The following is a 17,768-nucleotide window of genomic DNA, read 5'->3' as shown; positions in this document are numbered from 1 at the left end:
CGTGGGCGACTATGCGGTCACGCACCGGGCGCAACATCGTCCAAGCGGACTAAGCGATTTGCACGGGAGCGGGGTGCGTGACCCTTAGTCCCATCGGACGATGACCACCCGGCACACGCGCCCAACAATCCCGAGACCGACCGCGCCGGACGAAGATCCGGCCGGCGGTTTTTGCCTTGAGGGCGCTGAGCAAGGGTGATCGCATGAAAGCTGCCGAGATCAAATGGGATGAGTGCTGCGATGTGCTGGTGGTGGGTTCCGGAGCGGGCGGGATGACCGCGGCGCTGCGCGCTCACGACCTGGGACTGAACGTGTTGCTGATCGAAAAGAGCAACGAGTACGGCGGCACCTCGGCGGTGTCCGGCGGCGGGATCTGGATCCCCGGCAATCACCGGATCGAGGCTCTGGGCGGCAGCGACAGCGCCGCCGAAGCGATTGCCTATATTCGCGCGGTGACCCACGGCGAGATCGACGACGGGCGCATCGAAGCCTATGTCGAGCACGGCAAGGCGATGGTCGAATACCTCGAACAAAAGACCCGTGTGCGCTTCGAGGCACAAGCGCGCTACGCCGATTACTACCCGGAGGTCGAAGGCGGCAAACCCGGCTATCGCTCGATGGACCCGCAACCGTTCGACGCCGCCGAGCTGGGTGAGGAGTTTCTGCGCATGCGTGCGCCATCCCCCGGCACGTTGATGATGGGACGCATGGCGATGACCATGAAAGAGGCGCAGGTGCTGCTGTGCCGTGGCCCCGGCTGGTTGCGCCTGACGCTGAAGGTCATGTGGCGTTACTGGCGCGACCGCGAGGGGCGGCGACTGTCGAAGCGTGATCGTTACCTGACGTTGGGCAATGCCTTGATCGGGTCCTTGCGCTGTTCCTTACTGGATCGCGGCAAATCGCTGTGGCTCAACTGTGGACTGGAAGAACTGCTGATTGTCGGCGACCGGGTCGGCGGTGCGCGGGTCTGCCGCGAGGGGCAACGTCTGAACGTCAAGGCGCGCTATGGCGTGATCATCGCCGCTGGTGGTTTTGAATGGAATCAGACGATGCGCACCCAGTATCTGCCGCAACCCTCGCTGACTACCTGGAGTGCCACGCCGCCGCACAATACCGGCGACGGCATTCGTGCAGGCCAGGCCATCGGCGCACGCACGGCGCTGATGGAGCACAGCTGGTGGGCGCCGACAACCCACGTTCGCGGCGAGGAAAAACAACGGGCGATGTTCGTCGAGCGGACGTTGCCCGGTTGCGTACTGGTCAACTCGGCGGGCGAACGTTTCGTCAACGAAGCCGCGCCGTACACCGACATCGTTTACGCGATGTACGCCAACAACCGCGAAGGCGCCGTCAGTGTGCCGTGCTGGATGGTGTTCGATGCCGAGTTTCGCCGCAAATACCCCTGCGGCGCGCTGTTGCCAGGGTATGCCCAGCGCGACTGGCAACTGCCCGAGCACTTGCGTGATTACTTTTTCAAGGCACCGGATCTGCAGGCCCTGGCGGAGAACATCGGCGTCGATGCGGCCGGGCTGCTGCGCACGGTGCAGCGCTTCAACGGCATGGCGGTGCGCGGCTACGACGAAGACTTTCACAAGGGTGAATCGCTGTTCGATCGCTACTACGGTGACCCGAACGTGCAGCCCAATCCGTGTCTGGCGCCGTTGTTCAAAGGGCCGTTCTACGCCGTGCGCATTGATGCCGGCGACATCGGCACCAAGGGCGGTTTGCTCACCGACGTTCACGCCCGGGTCTTGCACGAGGACGGCAAACCGATCAAGGGCCTGTACGCCATCGGCAACAGCGCGGCGTCGATGATGGGCCGCACCTACCCGGGGGCCGGTTCCACCATCGGTCCGGCGATGACCTTCGGTTATCTGGCGGCCAACCACATCCATCGTCAGAGCCAGAAAAGCGGCTCGGTGATCAGTCAGTTCGGGAGCGTCAAATGAATCGGCAAGTGGCAGTAGTGACCGGCGCCAGTCGCGGCGTCGGCCAGGGCATAGCCCTGGCACTCGGTGAGGCAGGCATGCGGGTTTACGTCACCGGGCGTGCGCCGGAATCTGCAGGCGCGCATCTATATGGACAGGCCTTGAACAGCTCGCTGGACGACACGGCCGCCGCAATTACAGCGGCGGGCGGAGAGGGCGTCGCGGTGGTCTGTGATCATGCCGACGATGGGCAGGTGGCGGCGCTGTTCGCCCAGGTCGAACGGGAGTGCGGGAGACTGGATCTACTGGTGAACAATGCCGCGTTCATTCATGACCAGTTGATCGAACCGGGGCCATTCTGGGAAAAGCCGCTGGACCTGGTGCGCATCCTCGACGTCGGCCTGCGCTCGGCGTACATCGCCAGCTACCACGCCGCACCACTGTTGTTGAACAGCGCGCAGGGACTTATCTGCTTTACTTCGTCGTTTGGCGGCGGCTGCTACATGCACGGCCCGGCGTACGGTGCGCAAAAGGCTGGTTGCGACAAACTGGCAGCGGACATGGCCATCGATTTCGAGGGCCGTGGCGTGGCGGCGTTATCGCTGTGGCTCGGGCCGCAGTTGACCGAGCGCACGCGGATTGCCGGCGAACAGCATGGCGAGCAGTACAAGGCTTTTCTGGCGCACGCCGAAACCCCGCAATTCAATGGTCGGGTGATTCATGCCTTGCTCAATGATCCGCAGTTGATGGCGCTCTCGGGGCAGACGCTGATCACTGCCGAAATCGCTGCCGGTTACGGCATCAGCGAAGACGGCGGCCGTCAGCCGCCATCTCATCGCGCCCTGCTTGGCGACCCGCGCCAACAGCATCCGGCCCGGGTGATTTGAAGGTCATTCCTCCAGTGGGCTCCCACTGGAGGAAAGAGCTCAGCTCAACGCCCACTCCCGCAACACATTCTTGGTCACTTTCCCCGCCGCGTTCAGCGGCATGCTCTCCAGCACCTGCACCCGGCGCGGCACCTTGTAGTTGGCCATCTGCTCACGGCACCAGGCGAGGAATCGGGCCTGCTCGATCTCGACACCCGGCGCCGGCAGCAGAAAGGCCATGGCCACTTCGCCCAGACGCTCATCCGGAATGCCGATCACCGCCACCTGCGCCACGCCGGGATAACCCAGCAGGCAGTGTTCGATTTCCGCCGGATAGACGTTGAAACCGCCGGTGATGAACATGTCCTTCAGGCGATCGGTGATGCGCAGATAACCCTGTTCGTCGAGCACGCCGATATCACCGGTGTGCAGCCAGCCGTCGGCATCGAGGACTTCCTGACTGGCTTGCGGATCATTGAAATAACCCTGCATCAGGTTGTAGCCACGTACCTGGATTTCGCCGGGGACGTTCACCGGCTGGCTGCGACCGTTGGCGCCAATGCAGCGCACTTCCACCCCCGGCATGGCCCGGCCGCTGGTGGACGCGAGCAACTCCAGTGAGTCCCCCGGCCGACAGATCGTGGCAAAACCGCAGGTTTCGGTCAGGCCATACGCGGTGACAATGGTGGCGAATCCCAGCTCATCGCGCATGCGGCGGATCATCTCCACCGGAATCGTCGCAGCCCCGGTGACCGCAATGCGCAGGGACGTCAGGTCGAACGCTTCGCGCTGCGGGTGGGCGAGCAGGGATTGATAAAGGGTCGGCGGGCCAGGCAGCACGGTAATTCGCTCGCGCTGCACGCATTCGAGCACGGCCTGCACGTCGAAGACCTGCTGCGGCACGATGGTGCAGCCGCGCATCAGCGCCGCCAGCCAGCCGGCCTTGTAACCGAACGAATGGAAGAACGGATTGACGATCAGGTAGCGATCGCCCTCGTGCAAACCGACCACCTCACTCCAGTCGCGCACCACCCGCAGGGTTTGCCCGTGACTGCTCATCACGCCTTTCGGTTTGCCGGTGGTGCCCGAGGTGAACAGCAGGTCGGAGAGGTCTTGCGGGCCGAGAGCCTGCTCGTGTGTTTGCAGGGTTTCGGGTGAGACGTCGCTGGCCAGCGCCAGGAACGCGTCCCAGCTCAGCGCGCTTGAGTCATTGCTGCGCAAAGTGACGATATGGCGCAGCGCCGGCAGGTCTTCGGCGGCGAGCATGCGCGGGTAGTCAGCGCCAAGGAACTCGCCGATGGCAAACAGCACGCAGGCACCGCTCTGACGGAGAATGAAACCGGCCTCGCTGCCTTTCATGCGCGTATTGAGCGGCACCAGCGCGGCGCCGACGCTTTGCAGTGCACCGGCGGCGACAATCCATTCCCAGATATTCGGTGCCCAGATCGCCACGCGGTCGCCAGGCTGGACGTTCAATGCCAATAGCGCCCGGGCAGCCTGGCCGCGCAGTTGATCGAGTTGCCGGTAGCTGATCGAGCGTCCGTCATCCTCGATGGCCGGGCGGTCGCCATAATTGCGGGCAGCGTTGGCGAACAGTTGGACGATGGTCAGTGCGTTTTCGACAGGCAGCATGGGGCCTCCTCGGCCAGAGGACAGGTGCGGAAGAAAGGGGTGTGCCGGGCAGGCGCCCGGCAAGGAAAATCAGACGGCGGGCGGGGCGAAGCGGCGGCCGGCGGAGAAACCGCCGTCCACGGCAATCATCTGGCCACTGACAAAGGACGCTTCGTCCGAGGCCAGGAACAGGGCGACGTTGGCCACTTCTTCCGGCTGCCCGGAGCGATTGAGCATGTGTTGCGAGGCGAAGAAGGCGTGGAAGGCTTCGTGCTCGCGGACCATGCTGGTCATCGGGGTTTCGATCAGGCCGGGGCACAAGCCGTTGACGCGAATATTGGCGTAACCGAAGTCGATCGCCATCGAGCGCGTCAGTTGGTTGATGCCGCCCTTGGACACGTTGTACGCAACGTTGCCGTCGCAACCCTGGAGGCCGAAGATTGAGCCGATGTTGATGATCGAACCGCTGCGCCGGGGTTCCATCGATGCCAGCGCGTACTTGCTGGTGAGCATGCTGCCGGTCAGGTTGATGTCCAGCACCCGCTGCCAGTTGGCGGTGCTGGTCTGGGTGACGCTGCCCTGGTCGGCCACACCCGCCGCGTTGACCAGCACGTCGATGTGACCGAAGTGGTTGATGACTTCCTGCATGACCTGTTGCACCTGCGCTTCATCGCGCACATCCAGCGTCATGAACAGGCCCGGAAAATCCTCCGGGGCATTGCCGATGTCCAGGCCGACAACCTGCGCGCCTTCGGCGGCAAAGCGCCGCACGCAGGCCAGACCGATCCCCGATGCGCCGCCGGTAACCACCGCGACCTTGTTTTGCAAACGAGCCATAACTGCACCTCTTTTATTGTTTTCGGGCCAATGGGCTGGCCGAGTCTAACTGCAGATCGCGCCCGGGAGATCGTCCGTTGAGACTATTCTCGACCGGCGCTCAATCCGGGAACTTCAAGCGCACTCGTGCGCCGCTCGGGCGGCTTTGGCAGGCCAGGGTCCAGCCTTCGGCCAGTTCTCTGGGGCTGAGCACGTCGTTGCGGGCCATGTGCGTTTCGCCTTCCTCGACGACGCACATGCAGGCACCGCAAAAACCTTCTTCGCAAGACGAAGGCACGTCGAGGCCGGCGGCCTTGCAGCTTTGCAGCAGGGTGTCGCCGGGCTGACAGGCAATTTCGTGCTGTTGACCGTCAAGCACGACCACCAGCGATTCGCAGCGCGAGCCAAGGGAGGCTTGCCGGGCGGCGGCTTCTTCAGCCAGCAGTTCGTCGGGATCGGGCGGGGAGACGAAGCGTTCGACGTGGATGCGTTCAGCCGCTTCTCCGAGTTCCAGCAAGGTCCGTTCGACGGTGTCCATGAACGGGCCCGGGCCGCAGATGAAGTAATCGCCGCCGGCAGAACCTTTCAGCAAATGGCGCACTTGGGCGGTGGTCAGGAAGCCTTGCACCGAGTCGAGCGCGTGTACCACTTGCAGTTGTTCCGGATGGGACTGCGCCAGTTGCCGCAGCTCATCCTTGAAAATCACCGATGCCTCATCGCGATTGGCGTAGATCAACTTGATCGGCCGCCGGCTGCGTTGCAGCGTCGATTTCAGAATGGAAAACACCGGGGTGATGCCAGACCCGCCGCCGAACAGCACCAGAGGTTTGTCGTCATCCGGTTGATGCTCATCAAGGCAAAAATGCCCGGCCGGCGGCAGTACGTCCAGCCAGTCACCGACCTGTACCTCGTTCATCCGGTTCGACACCCGGCCGCCCTCGACCCGTTTCACCGTGACTTTGGGTTGCTCATCGGTCAACGGCGAACTGGCCATGGAATAGCAGCGGGTCAGCAGCTTGCCGGCACAGGGCACGCGAAACGTCAGGAACTGCCCCGGTCTGTAGCCAAAGCGCTCACGCAGGTCTGGCGGTATGTCCAGCACCAGCGAGCGCGCATCGGCGGTTTCGTCGATCACCGCGCACACTTGCAAGGCGTAGCTGGCCGCTGTGGCCTGGGCCGGTGTCAGGTTCTGTTGTTGCGTGCCCATGTTCACCTCGGCCTCAGAGCCCGCTGATCAGTTGGGCGTTGTCGACGCGGATCTCGGCTCCGTTGACGAAACGCGACTCGTCGGTGGCGAGGAACAGCACCACATTGGCAATGTCGGCCGGCGCGCACATGCGGTTCATCGGGTCTTGGTCGAGATCTTGCTGATTGATCGCTACACCACCGGTGAGGGCCTGGGTCATCGGCGTGTTGACCCCGTCCGGATGCACGCTGTTGCAGCGAATGCGGTAACCCTGTTGCTTGCAGTGCAAGGCAATCGAGCGAGTCATCGCCGCCACCGCGCCTTTGGATGCCGAGTAGGCACAGAACATCGGCATCGCGCCCAGCGCCGCCACCGACGACATGTTGATGATCGAACCGCCGCCGGTTTCCTTCATCGCCTGGATCGCGTACTTGCAGCCGAGGAAGTAGCCGTCGCCGTTGATTTTCTGCACCTTCTGCCACAGCTCCAGTGTGGTGTCTTCGATGCTGCCCAACGCCAGAATCGCAGCGTTGTTGACCAGCACGTCGAGGCGGCCGAAGTGTTCCAGGGTGGTTTTGATCACGTTCTGCCAGTCGCTTTCGCTGGCGATGTCGTGACGGATGAACAGTGCGTTGCTACCGATTTGCGCGGCCACTTCCCGGCCGGCGCTGTCGTTGAGATCGGTCAGCACCACCTTGGCGCCTTCGCGGGCCAGCAGCAGGGCGTCTTCGCGACCGATGCCGCTGGCGGCGCCGGTGATGATGCAGACTTTGCCTTCTACACGTTGCATTGTTGTTCTCCTGAGCGTGTGGTTTGAGCAGCAAGTTGTTCGGCCACATGGGCGGCGGCACGGCGGCCGGAATAAATGCAATCGGCCAGGGACAGGCCAGAGACATACAGATTCGAAGCGACCCCGACCGCGTTGCGCCCGGCGCTGTACAGGCCGGCAATCGGCCGGTCGGCGTGGTTCAGCACCTGACCGCTGGTTTCGCAGACCTTCAGCCCGCCGAGGGTGATGACGGGGCAGGGGAAGAGGCGGCTGGCGAAGGACAGGTCGAGGGCGTACCACGGGCCCTGATCCATGTCGGCGAGCATGGCGTGCGACTTGCCGAACGGATCAACGATGTCTGCGCGTGCGGCGCGGCTGTAGGTGTTCACGGCGCGTTGCAGGTTTTCGGGCGGTAATCCGCAGCGCTTTGCCAGATCGGCAAGGTTGCGACTGCGTTTGGCGTTGAACAGCAGATTGAGCAGCACCGGCAACCGCTGGAAGGCCCAGACTTTACCCGGGCCGACCTGGCGCAGCGCTTCGCGTACCAATGCCCGGTCGAGAATCAGGATGGCGCGGCCGTCCTGTTCTTCCACCATCGAGTGGCCGAGGGTGGCGCCGTAGATTTCTTCGTTGGCGTAACGCTCGCCACGGGCATTGACGATCAGGCCTCGGGCCCAGGCCAGCGGCGGGTTGATGAAACGCCAGGCGCTGACTTTGTCCATACGCGCCACGCGACCGCCGGCGCTCTGGCCCAGGGCAATGCCGCTGCCGTTGCAACCGGTGGTCCCCAGCGGCAAACCGGGCAGATAACGCGGCGCATGCTGACCGACCCATTCACGGTTGAAGATAAAACCGCCGCTGCTCAGCAACACGGCTTGGTCGGCGCGAATCAACTGGCGTTCGGCACTGGCGAGTTCAATGCGCCGCAACCGATTGCGCAACCGATCCGCCACTGCCGGTGCGTACATGTGAATCGCGGTGGCCCAGCGTGACAACCGGGCATGTTGCCGGGCTGCGCGACTGCCGGTCGGCAACTGCCAGGCTTCGACACCCACCACGCGGTCATTGGCATCGATCACCAGACGCCTGACTTCGCATTGGCTGCGCAGGCGTGCCCCAAGGCGCAAGGCGCTGGCTTTCAACGGGGCGAACAGGCTCGCGCCCGACAGGCCGGGGCCTTTGGTGCGATGGCCGCGCGGTGCCGGTTTGGCGATCGCGGCATAGGCGGGGACGGCTTCGTTGCCGGAGTAGTAAAGGTAGAACTGGTCGCTCGGGTAGGACGTCTTGTGCGGCGGCACGCTGGATTCGAACGCCACGCCCTGGCGTTCGAGCCAGGCCAGTTGCTCGCAACTGCCTTCGCAGAATTCGCGCAGGGTCTGCGGGCTCACGGCCTCGCCGACTTCCTGGCGCAAGTAGTTGAACATCGCGTCGCGGCTGTCTTCGTAGCCGGCCTGACGCTGATACGGCGTGCCGCCACCGGCGTACACGACGCCGCCGCTGATGGCCGTGGCACCACCGCCTGCGAACCGGTCCAGTGCCAACACCGACAAGCCGCGACTGGCCGCTTCAATCGCCGCGCAGGCTCCGGCACCGCCAAAACCGACCACCAGCAAATCACAGCGATCGTCCCAGTCCAACTGATCGGCGCTGTTCACACGCAATGGCGACAACTGTTGTTGAGCGTCCATGGCCCGGCCTCAGCCCGCAGCAGCAAAGGCAGATGCCGGGTTGGCGGTGGTGGTGTAGCTGCCGTCGAGGTAGACCAGCGGGGTGATGGTGTCGCTGGTGTAGATTTGCAGGATGCGCCCGATGAACACGGTGTGGGTGCCATAGCTGAAGTGGCCGTCCTGACGGCAGAGTATCGCCGACTGAGCGTCACTCAGATACGGAATGCCGCCGGGGCTGGTCAGCCAGTTGCCCTGGTCGAAGCGCGCCTCGCCTTTGATCGAACCGCTGCAGCGATGGGCCAGACCTTGTTGTTCGACGCCGAGGATGTTCACGCAGAAGTCCGCGCCGGTGGCCAGTGCCGCGTGGGAAGAGGCGGTCTTGTTCACGCAGATCAGCAGCGATGGCGGCTCGGTGCTGAGGGAATCGACCGCTGTGGCGGCCATGGCGAAACGCTCGGAGCCGTTGCTGGTACTGATGATGGTGACTGACTTGGCCAGACGGCGCATGGCCTGGAGCATGTCGGCTTTCAGATTGACGTCGTTCATCGCACTCGTCCTGTGGTTGTACTGGAGTGCGATGGATTTTTGCGCTGGCGTGCCTGCGCAGCATCGTCCGAGGGGACTAGGCCTTTGGGCGGTCTGCGTACGTGCTTCGGATCATCGCCGACATGGTCCGTTTGAGGGATGCCCGGCACTTTTCACATTGTTTGAATGCCGCACAGGAGGCAGGCACCGCAAGTGCGGCACGTGCCTCGCTGCACGCGCGCCCCGGCGGACGGGGTGAACAATGGAGAACAATAAAAATGCTCAACCAAGACCTGATTCGCCAGCGTCTGAGCCAGCGTGCCCGCGAGCTGGTACCGATTCTGCGTGAGCGCGCCCTGGACGCCGCGCAAACCGGCCAGTTGCCGGAAGAGACCCTGAAGGATTTTCAGGAAGCGGGGTTCTTTCGCATCCTGCAGCCGGCACGCTGGGAAGGCTACGAGCTGGAACCCAAGGACTTCTTCGAAGTGCAGATGACCCTCGCCGAGGGCTGCATGTCTTCGGCCTGGGTGCTTGGCGTTGTGGCGATTCATAACTGGCAGATGGCGCTGTTCGATGACCGTGCGGCGCAGGATGTCTGGGGCGACGACTCCAGCGTGCTGATCTCTTCTTCCTATATGCCGGTGGGCAAGGTCGAACGGGTGGAGGGCGGTTTCAGGCTCAGTGGGCGCTGGGGCTTTTCGTCCGGCAGCAAGCATTGCGAATGGGCATTTCTCGGGGCCTTGGTGCCGGCGGAAGAGGCCGGTGGTGCGCCGGATTACCGGACGTTCCTGGTGCCGCGCAGTGACTACCAAATCCTCGATAACTGGAATGTCATGGGGCTCGAAGCCACCGGCTCTCACGACATCCTGGTCGAGAACGCCTTCGTCCCCGAGTACCGCACCCATCGGGCGTTCGACGGTTTCATGCAGAACAGCCCCGGAAATGCGGTGAACACCGCACCGCTGTTTCGCCTGCCGTTCGGGCAGATTTTCGTGCGGGCGGTGTCGTCGGCGGCCATCGGTGCGCTGCAAGGCGCGGTGGATCAGTTTGTCGAACACAACCGCGCACGGGTCGGGGTCAACGACGGACGCAAGATGGTCCAGGACCCGGCCGCGCAATCGGCGCTGGCCAACGCCATGGTCTGCGTCGACGAATGCAAGACCGTGCTCTATCGCAACTTCGCCTTGATGCTGGAACGGGCGCAAAAAGCCGAGCCGCTGAGCATGCCCGAGCGGGTGAAGATGCGTTACGACTCCGCACGGGTAGCCGACAAATGCGCGAAAGCGGTGGGCGAGCTGATGTTCAACAGCGGCGCCTCGACGATCTTCCGCAGCCACCCGATCAACCGCGCCTTTCGCGACATTCACACCGGTCGCGCCCACGTCGCCAACAGCCCGGCGAAGTACGCCTGGAACCTCGGCGCCGTGAGCATGGGCCAGGACAGCAACGACTTTTTCCTCTGACCGCACTGCGCTGAATCGGCTAGTCCGTTTGCAGGATTCGAGCGCCTCGAGGATGCCCGAGCATTAGCGCGAAGGCGTGGTTCTCCGGCGCCGGCTGCGCATCCAACAAGTACAAGGATCAACCATGAAATTTTCCCTGATTTACGAAGCCCAGACGGTGGACTCCAGCCGTGAAGGCGATCGCAAGATTTTCGAAGACACCGTCGAACAGGCCGTGCTGGCCGACAAACTGGGCTTCGATACGTTCTGGTGCGTGGAGCACACGGCACTGAGCAACTACTCGCACATGTCCGCGCCGGAAACCATGCTGGCGTTCGTCGCCGGCAAGACCGAGCGGATCGGCATCGGCCACGGCGTGGTCTGCCTGCCACCGGCGATGAACCACCCGGTGAAAGTCGCCGAACGCATCGCTACTCTCGACCTGCTGTCCAAGGGCCGGGTGCATTTCGGTGTCGGCAAGGGTGGCACCCAGCAGGAGGCCGGCACCTTCGGCTATGACCTGACGACGTTGCAGCCGCAGATCGACGAGATGATGTACCTGATCCCGAAAATGTTCGTGTTCGACGAAATCGAGCACCAGGGCGACTTCGTGCAGATTCCGAAACGGCCGATCCATCCCAAGCCTTACCAGGATCCGCACCCGCCGATGTACCTGGCTTGCACCAACACCGACTCGCTGAAAAAGGCTGGCAGCCGTGGCATGGGCGCGCTGGTGCTGGGTTTTGGCGGGCCGGAAGAAATCGCCAAGAAGGTCGAGGTCTATCACCAGGCCTGGGACAACCGTGACGTGAAACACCAGGTGGGCTTCCGTCCCAACCGTCATATCGCGGCGCTGTGCCCGGCGATCGTGCTGGAAAACAACGAAGAAGCGCGGCGTATCGGCATCCGTGGCCAGCGCTATTTCATGGAGTCGCTGGGTTACTGGTACGGCGGCGGCGAGCGTCCGGACCCGGAAAAGTGGAAGGACGACACTTTCGTCGATGGCAACGGGCAGAGCGTGATCAAGTCGCGTTTTGCCTCGGAAGAGGTCAGCGTCGATTTCTCCGACCCGACCATGGCCATGATGAACCCCAACCATGCCTACGGCACTGTCGAGGATTGCATCGGCTACGTGCAGCGACTGATCGACGCCGGCGCCGACGAAATCCTGTTCATCTGCCAGATGGGCACCGTACCGCAGTGGGCGCAGATGGAGACGTTGAAGAATATTGGCGAGAAGGTGATTCCGCATTTCCGCAAATCCGGACCAGCGTGATAGCTCCCACACTGCACTCACCTGATCGTTCCCACGCTCCGCGTGGGAATGGAGCCCGGGACGCTCCGCGTCCCATTCAACAGCGGACGCAGAGCGTCCATTGAGGCATTCCCACGCGGAGCGTGGGAACGATCATCAACTGCTCGCGCACAAGGTCTGGAACGGAATCCAGTCCCCATTTCCAACGGGTCCCCAAGGCCCGTTTTTTTATGCCTGTATTCCGGGTCTGCGCTAGTCCCATTGGACGATGTTTCCCCCTGGCGAACCCGTTTGAATAGGCCCCAATACAGTCTCCCCGGCAATCGCCGCCGGGCGGCTCGGCCTGAGAACAACGAGGAGTGCATCCATGGATATCCGTGGTCTGGGTTACGTCACCCTGTTATCCAGCGATCTGGCGCAGTGGCGGCAGTACGCAAGTCAGGTGCTCGGCATGATGGTCGCCGGCAGCGATGACGATGAGCGCCTGTACCTGAAAATGGACGAGCGCCACCACCGGATTCTGGTGGAGAAAAGCACCGAAAACGGCTTCGGCGCCTGCGGTTGGGAAGTGTCGGGCAAAGCGGCGCTCGAGCAGGCTGTCAGCGAGCTGGAGCGCGCCGATGTGCAAGTCACCCGTGGCACAGAGGCTCAGGCTCGGGACCGCAAAGTCCAGGAACTGGTGCACTTCAGCGATCCGGATGGCAACCGCCACGAATTGTTCTGGGGCCCGTTGCAGGACTTCGCGCGCTTCGTTTCGCCGGTCGGCGTAAAGGGCTTCGTCACCAACGAACTGGGCATGGGCCATGTAGTACTGCCGGCGCCGAGCTTCGATCGTTGCCGGGATTTCTATGAGCAGGTGCTCGGTTTCGGCCTGTCGGACCTGATGAAAGTCCGCTTCACACCGGACCCGGCCGAACCGCAAAAACGCATTCACTTCCTGCATTGCAATAACGGTCGCCACCATTCACTGGCGATTTTCGAGTGCCCGATGCCCCACGGCTGCGTGCACATGATGGTCGAGGTCAACGCCCTGGATGAAGTCGGCCGGGCCCTCGACCGAGTGCAGGCCAACGGCGTGAAGATGTCCGCCACCCTCGGCCAGCACACCAACGACCAGATGATCTCGTTCTATATCAAGACCCCGTCCGGGTTTGACCTGGAGTACGGCTGCGATGGCCTGGTGGTCGACTGGGAGCTGCACACCCCGTTCGAAAGCACCGTGGTCAGCCACTGGGGCCATGACTTCAGTGTCGGTCGCCAATGAGGACTATGACGATGGACAAGCGAATGACCACGGCCGAAATGGTCGGCCAACTGCGTGACGGCATGACCATCGGCATCGGTGGCTGGGGCCCCCGGCGCAAGCCCATGGCGCTGGTGCGCGAGATCCTGCGCTCGGACCTCAAGGACCTGACCGTGGTCGCCTACGGCGGCGCGGATGTCGGCATGCTCTGCGCGGCCGGCAAGGTCCGCAAACTGGTGTTTGCCTTTGTGTCGCTGGATTTCATTCCACTCGAACCGTACTTCCGCAAAGCGCGTCAGGACGCGGCGCTGCAAGTGATGGAAATCGACGAAGGCATGCTGTTGCTCGGCCTGCGTGCTGCCGCCATGAAAGTGCCGTTCATTCCCACGGCCGTGGGGCTGGGCACCGACGTGCTGCGGCACAACCCGCAGATCAAGTTGATCGACTCGCCCTATGCCGACAACAAGCAATGGGTCGCCATGCCGGCACTCAAGCTCGATGCGGCGCTGATTCACGTCGACCGCGCCGATGTACGCGGTGTCTGCCAGATCAGCGGCCCCGATCACTACATGGACGACTTGCTCGTCCGGGCGGCGACCCACAGCTATGTGACGTGCGACGAACTGGTCGACAGCGACTACTTCCATGCCGATCCGGCGCGGGCGCATCAAGTGTTCTGGGAACGCAACCTGACCACTGCCGTGGCGCACGTGCCGGGCGGAGCGCACCCGTCTTCCTGCGCGCCGCTGTATGGCTTCGATGTGGCGCATTTCAAGGCCTACAACGCTTCGGCCCAGGCCGGCGAAGGTTGGCAGGACTACGTCCGCGACTATGTCGACTGCACCCACGAACAGTATCTGGACAAGGTCGGCGGCCTGGACGCCATCCGCCAGCTCCCTCTGCCGGTCTACTAAGCGAGCCTTGATATGACGACTTCTGCAACGACTTACAGCCTCGCCGAGTTGATGATCTGCGCGGCTTCCGAAGCCTGGCGCGACGACGGCGAGGTACTCGCCACCGGGATCGGGGTGATTCCGCGCCTGGCCGCTTCATTGAGCATGCTGACCAGCAACCCGCAGCTGCTGATGACCGACTCCGAGGCGTACATGGTCGCCGAGCCGGTGCCGCTCGGTGCACGCAACGGCTACGAACCAAAGCGCGACAGCTGGATGGGCTTCTCGCGGATTTTCGACAACGTCTGGGGCGGCAAGCGTCATGCGCTTGTGGGCCCGACGCAAATCGATCGCTTCGGTCAGGCCAACATTTCCTGCATCGGTGACTACGCCAAACCCAAGGCGCAAATGCTCGGTGTGCGGGGCTTTCCCGGCAACTCGATCAGCCATGCCAACTCCTTTTGCGTGCCCAGCCATAACCGTCGGGTGTTCGTCGAAGGCGAGGTCGATATGGTCGCCTCGGTCGGCTACAACCCGGCGCGCCTGGCCTGGGGCTGGTCGCTGGATGAAATCGATATCCGCCTGATCGTCACGGATCTGTGCGTGCTGGATTTTCTCGGCCCGCAACGACAGGTGCGGATTCGTTCGCTGCACCCCGGCGTGACCGTGGAACAGGTACAGGACAACACCGGATTCGAGCTGCATGTGCCACAGGATTGCCCGACCACAACGTCGCCCACCGCCGCGCAGTTGCAACTGATCGAGCGTCTGGACCCGCACAACCTGCGCGCCAGCCAGCTCAAAGACAACCCGCCGGGCCAGCGCTGAGTCGCACCGTTTCGGAGAAAAGTGATGGCTGAACATAACGATAATAATGCCGCCGACGTGGTGCTCTACGAAGTGCGCGGGGCGGTGGCGCTGGTCACCATGAATCGCCCCGAGTATCACAATGCCCAGAACTCGCAGATGACCTACGCGCTGGACGCGGCGTTTCGCCGTGCCTGCGATGATGACGAGGTGAAAGTCATCGTGCTGCGCGGGGCCGGCAAGCACTTTTCCGCCGGGCATGACATCGGCACGCCGGGGCGGGACGTCGATAAGACGTTCGACCGCGCGAGCCTCTGGTATGACCACACCAACAAGCCCGGTGGCGAGTTTCTTTACGCCCGGGAGCAGGAAGTCTATCTGGGCATGTGCCGGCGCTGGCGCGAAATGCCCAAGCCGACCATCGCCATGGTGCAGGGCGCGTGCATTGCCGGCGGGTTGATGCTGGCCTGGGTCTGCGACCTGATTGTCGCCAGCGAGGATGCGTATTTTGCCGATCCGGTGGTGCGCATGGGCATTCCCGGGGTCGAGTATTTTGCCCATGCGCATGAACTCAACCCGCGCATCGCCAAGGAGTTTCTGTTCCTCGGCGAACGCATGCCGGCGCCGCGCGCCTATCAGATGGGCATGCTCAACCGGGTGGTGGCTCGCGAATCCCTGGAACAGGAAACCCTCGATATCGCCGGGCGCATCGCCCAGATGCCGCGCCTGGGCCTGCAATTGAGCAAGCAGGCGGTCAACAACGCCGAAGACTTGATGGGCAAGCGCGCGACCATGGACATGGTCTTCGGCCTGCACCACTTCGCCCATGCCCACAATGAACTGGTGTCCGGCGACCGGCTCGGCGGCTACGACGCCAAGGCCATGGCCAGTTCGCAACGCTCGACGGGTGGGGCGTGAACATGGCGATCTCATTGAATACCCGGCTGACCGAGTTGCTCGGTTGCCGTTATCCGATCATCCAGACCGCGATGGGCTGGGTGGCTGACCCGAAACTGGTCGCGGCCACGAGCAATGCCGGCGCCTTCGGTTTTCTGGCCGGCGCCACCATCGAACCGCAGCACATGGAGGCCGCGATCCTCGAAACCCGGCGCCTGACGGACCAGCCGTTCGGGGTCAATTTCCATATGTACCAGCCCAACGCCGACGACATCGTCGAGTTGGTGCTGCGCCATAAGGTGCGAGCGGTCAGTTACAGCCGTTCCCCGGGCAAACAGATGATCCAGCGCCTGAAGAATGCCGGTGTCGTGTGCATTCCCACGGTTGGCGCCTTGAAACACGCGCAGAAAGCCGTGGAAATGGGCGCGGATGCCGTCACCGTACAGGGCGGCGAGGGCGGGGGGCATACCGGCTCGGTGCCGACGGCGTTGCTGCTCGATCAAGTAGTCAATGCAGTGTCGGTCCCGGTGGTGGCGGCCGGTGGATTCAAGGACGGCAGAGGACTGGTGTCGGCCCTGGCCTACGGCGCCGAAGGCATCGCCATGGGCACGCGGTTTCTGATGTGTGCCGAAAGCCCGGTGCCGGCGCAGACCCTGGCGCGTTACCTGGCGATCAAAGACCCGGCGGCGATCATCGTCAGCCGCGCCATCGACGGCATGCCGCAACGCATGATCCGCAACGAATTGCTCGACCAACTGGAAACCAGCGGCGTGTTCAAACGCTGGTTGCTGGCGGTGCGCAGCGGTCTGGCTTACCGCCGCCTTAGCAGCATGAGCTTGAGTCAGTTGCTTTCCAGTGCATTGAAGATGCGCAGCAGCGGAGACCTGACCGCTGCGCAAAGCATCATGGCCGCCAACGCGCCGATGGTCATCCAGAAAGCCATGGTCGACGGGCTGCCGGCCGAAGGCGTGTTGCCTTCGGGTCAGGTCGCGGCCTCCATCGACAGCCTGCCCAGCTGTGCCCAATTGATCGAGCAGATCGTTCGTGACGCCGAGTTGCGTCTGGACGAACTCTGTCGTCGCGTGTCGTGAAAGGAAAAAACATGCATCCATTCAGCGTCAATATCGATAACGGCATTGCCGAACTGGTGTTCAACCAGCCGCCGGTCAACGCCTTCAATTGCAGTACCTGGGCCGAAATCGCCCGTGAAATCGAAGGGCTTGGAAGCGACAACCGCGTGCGGGTCATCGTGATTCGCGCCGAAGGTCGCGGCTTCTGCGCCGGGGTCGACATCAAGGAACTGGCTGCCGACGGCAACCTGATCGTGGCGGTCAACAAAGGCAACTACGACAGCTTCAAGGCCATTCACCGCAACCCGAAACCGGTGATCGTGGCGGTGCACGGCTTTGTGCTTGGCGGTGGCATCGGTCTCTGCGGTGCTGCCGACATTGTCCTGGCCTCCGAATGCGCCACTTTCGGCGTGCCCGAAGTCGATCGCGGCGCCATGGGTGGTGGTGCGCATTTGCAGCGCCTGTTCCCGGTGCAGAAGGTTCGGCACATGTATTTCACCGGCGAAGCCATCAATGCGGCGGAAGCCTGGCGTCTCGGAGCGGTGGAGCGCGTGGTCAAGCGCGAAGACTTGCGCGAAGCCGCGTTGCAGATCGCCCGCACCATCGCCGCCAAGAGCCCGGCCATGATCAGCCTCGCCAAAGAAGCGCTGAACGGCATCGAGGACGGCAATCTGGAAGACAAGTATCGCTGGGAGCAGGGCTTCACGCTTGAGGCCTATCGCTCACTGGATTCACAGGAAGCACGCGACTCGTTCATCGAGAAACGTGATGCTCACTTCAACGGCTGAAGGCT

General features: G+C 63.1%; 16 protein-coding genes. 10 read left to right on the top strand and 6 right to left on the bottom strand.

Going from position 1 to position 17,768, the window contains the following annotated elements:
- Positions 1 to 203 precede the first annotated feature (203 nt).
- A complete protein-coding gene (locus tag IF199_RS15645; protein WP_192558018.1) occupies positions 204 to 1,949 on the top strand; it encodes an FAD-dependent oxidoreductase in 1,746 nt (581 codons plus the stop codon).
- The gene (locus IF199_RS15640) at positions 1,946 to 2,815 is read left to right on the top strand and encodes an SDR family NAD(P)-dependent oxidoreductase (RefSeq protein ID WP_192558017.1); all 870 of its coding nucleotides are present in this window, start codon (positions 1,946 to 1,948) and stop codon (positions 2,813 to 2,815) included. Before IF199_RS15645 ends, IF199_RS15640 begins: the two co-directional genes overlap by 4 nt.
- Positions 2,816 to 2,854: 39 nt before the next feature.
- On the opposite strand, the gene IF199_RS15635 is transcribed toward IF199_RS15640, so the two are convergent.
- The 6 genes from IF199_RS15635 to IF199_RS15610 form a co-directional block, all read right to left on the bottom strand.
- Entirely contained in the window at positions 2,855 to 4,426 is a 1,572-nt protein-coding gene (locus IF199_RS15635; protein WP_192558016.1) for a FadD3 family acyl-CoA ligase, read from the bottom strand.
- A 69-nt stretch (positions 4,427 to 4,495) separates the two neighbouring features.
- Entirely contained in the window at positions 4,496 to 5,242 is a 747-nt protein-coding gene (locus IF199_RS15630) for an SDR family NAD(P)-dependent oxidoreductase (protein WP_096821405.1), read from the bottom strand.
- A gap of 100 nt (positions 5,243 to 5,342) precedes the next feature.
- Positions 5,343 to 6,428 (bottom strand): ferredoxin--NADP reductase, encoded by a 1,086-nt coding sequence (locus IF199_RS15625; protein WP_192558015.1) that lies wholly within the window; start codon positions 6,426 to 6,428, stop codon positions 5,343 to 5,345.
- 13 nt (positions 6,429 to 6,441) lie between these two features.
- Positions 6,442 to 7,197, bottom strand: a complete 756-nt coding sequence (locus tag IF199_RS15620; protein ID WP_085709911.1) for a glucose 1-dehydrogenase — start codon at positions 7,195 to 7,197, stop codon at positions 6,442 to 6,444.
- Positions 7,185 to 8,864, bottom strand: coding sequence for an FAD-binding protein (locus tag IF199_RS15615; RefSeq protein ID WP_192558014.1), 1,680 nt, complete (start codon positions 8,862 to 8,864; stop codon positions 7,185 to 7,187). Before IF199_RS15615 ends, IF199_RS15620 begins: the two co-directional genes overlap by 13 nt.
- Positions 8,865 to 8,873: 9 nt before the next feature.
- Entirely contained in the window at positions 8,874 to 9,389 is a 516-nt protein-coding gene (locus tag IF199_RS15610) for a flavin reductase family protein (protein ID WP_192558013.1), read from the bottom strand.
- A 257-nt stretch (positions 9,390 to 9,646) separates the two neighbouring features.
- On the opposite strand from IF199_RS15610, the gene IF199_RS15605 reads away from it, so the two are divergent.
- The 8 genes from IF199_RS15605 (at position 9,647) to IF199_RS15570 (ending at position 17,763) form a co-directional block, all read left to right on the top strand.
- A complete protein-coding gene (locus tag IF199_RS15605; RefSeq protein WP_192558012.1) occupies positions 9,647 to 10,831 on the top strand; it encodes an acyl-CoA dehydrogenase family protein in 1,185 nt (394 codons plus the stop codon).
- Between the two features lie 124 nt (positions 10,832 to 10,955).
- Entirely contained in the window at positions 10,956 to 12,086 is a 1,131-nt protein-coding gene (locus IF199_RS15600; RefSeq protein WP_192558011.1) for an LLM class flavin-dependent oxidoreductase, read from the top strand.
- A 346-nt stretch (positions 12,087 to 12,432) separates the two neighbouring features.
- Complete coding sequence (locus tag IF199_RS15595) at positions 12,433 to 13,329, top strand: VOC family protein (protein WP_192558010.1); 897 nt, start codon at positions 12,433 to 12,435, stop codon at positions 13,327 to 13,329.
- A gap of 11 nt (positions 13,330 to 13,340) precedes the next feature.
- Positions 13,341 to 14,222: a CoA transferase subunit A gene (locus IF199_RS15590; protein WP_192558009.1), complete on the top strand. Its 882-nt coding sequence runs from the start codon at positions 13,341 to 13,343 to the stop codon at positions 14,220 to 14,222.
- A 12-nt stretch (positions 14,223 to 14,234) separates the two neighbouring features.
- Complete coding sequence (locus IF199_RS15585) at positions 14,235 to 15,029, top strand: CoA-transferase subunit beta (protein ID WP_192558008.1); 795 nt, start codon at positions 14,235 to 14,237, stop codon at positions 15,027 to 15,029.
- Positions 15,030 to 15,053: 24 nt separating this feature from the next.
- Entirely contained in the window at positions 15,054 to 15,926 is an 873-nt protein-coding gene (locus IF199_RS15580; protein WP_192558007.1) for an enoyl-CoA hydratase, read from the top strand.
- A 2-nt stretch (positions 15,927 to 15,928) separates the two neighbouring features.
- The gene (locus IF199_RS15575; protein ID WP_192558006.1) at positions 15,929 to 16,996 is read left to right on the top strand and encodes an NAD(P)H-dependent flavin oxidoreductase; all 1,068 of its coding nucleotides are present in this window, start codon (positions 15,929 to 15,931) and stop codon (positions 16,994 to 16,996) included.
- A gap of 11 nt (positions 16,997 to 17,007) precedes the next feature.
- The gene (locus tag IF199_RS15570; protein ID WP_096821395.1) at positions 17,008 to 17,763 is read left to right on the top strand and encodes an enoyl-CoA hydratase family protein; all 756 of its coding nucleotides are present in this window, start codon (positions 17,008 to 17,010) and stop codon (positions 17,761 to 17,763) included.
- The last annotated feature ends 5 nt before the right edge of the window (positions 17,764 to 17,768 follow it).

Origin of the sequence: Pseudomonas allokribbensis (assembly GCF_014863605.1) — a bacterium.
GTDB classification, from domain to species: domain Bacteria; phylum Pseudomonadota; class Gammaproteobacteria; order Pseudomonadales; family Pseudomonadaceae; genus Aquipseudomonas; species Aquipseudomonas allokribbensis.
The sequence above is the reverse complement of the archived record's forward strand: the minus strand, read 5'-3'. Positions and strand labels throughout refer to the sequence as shown.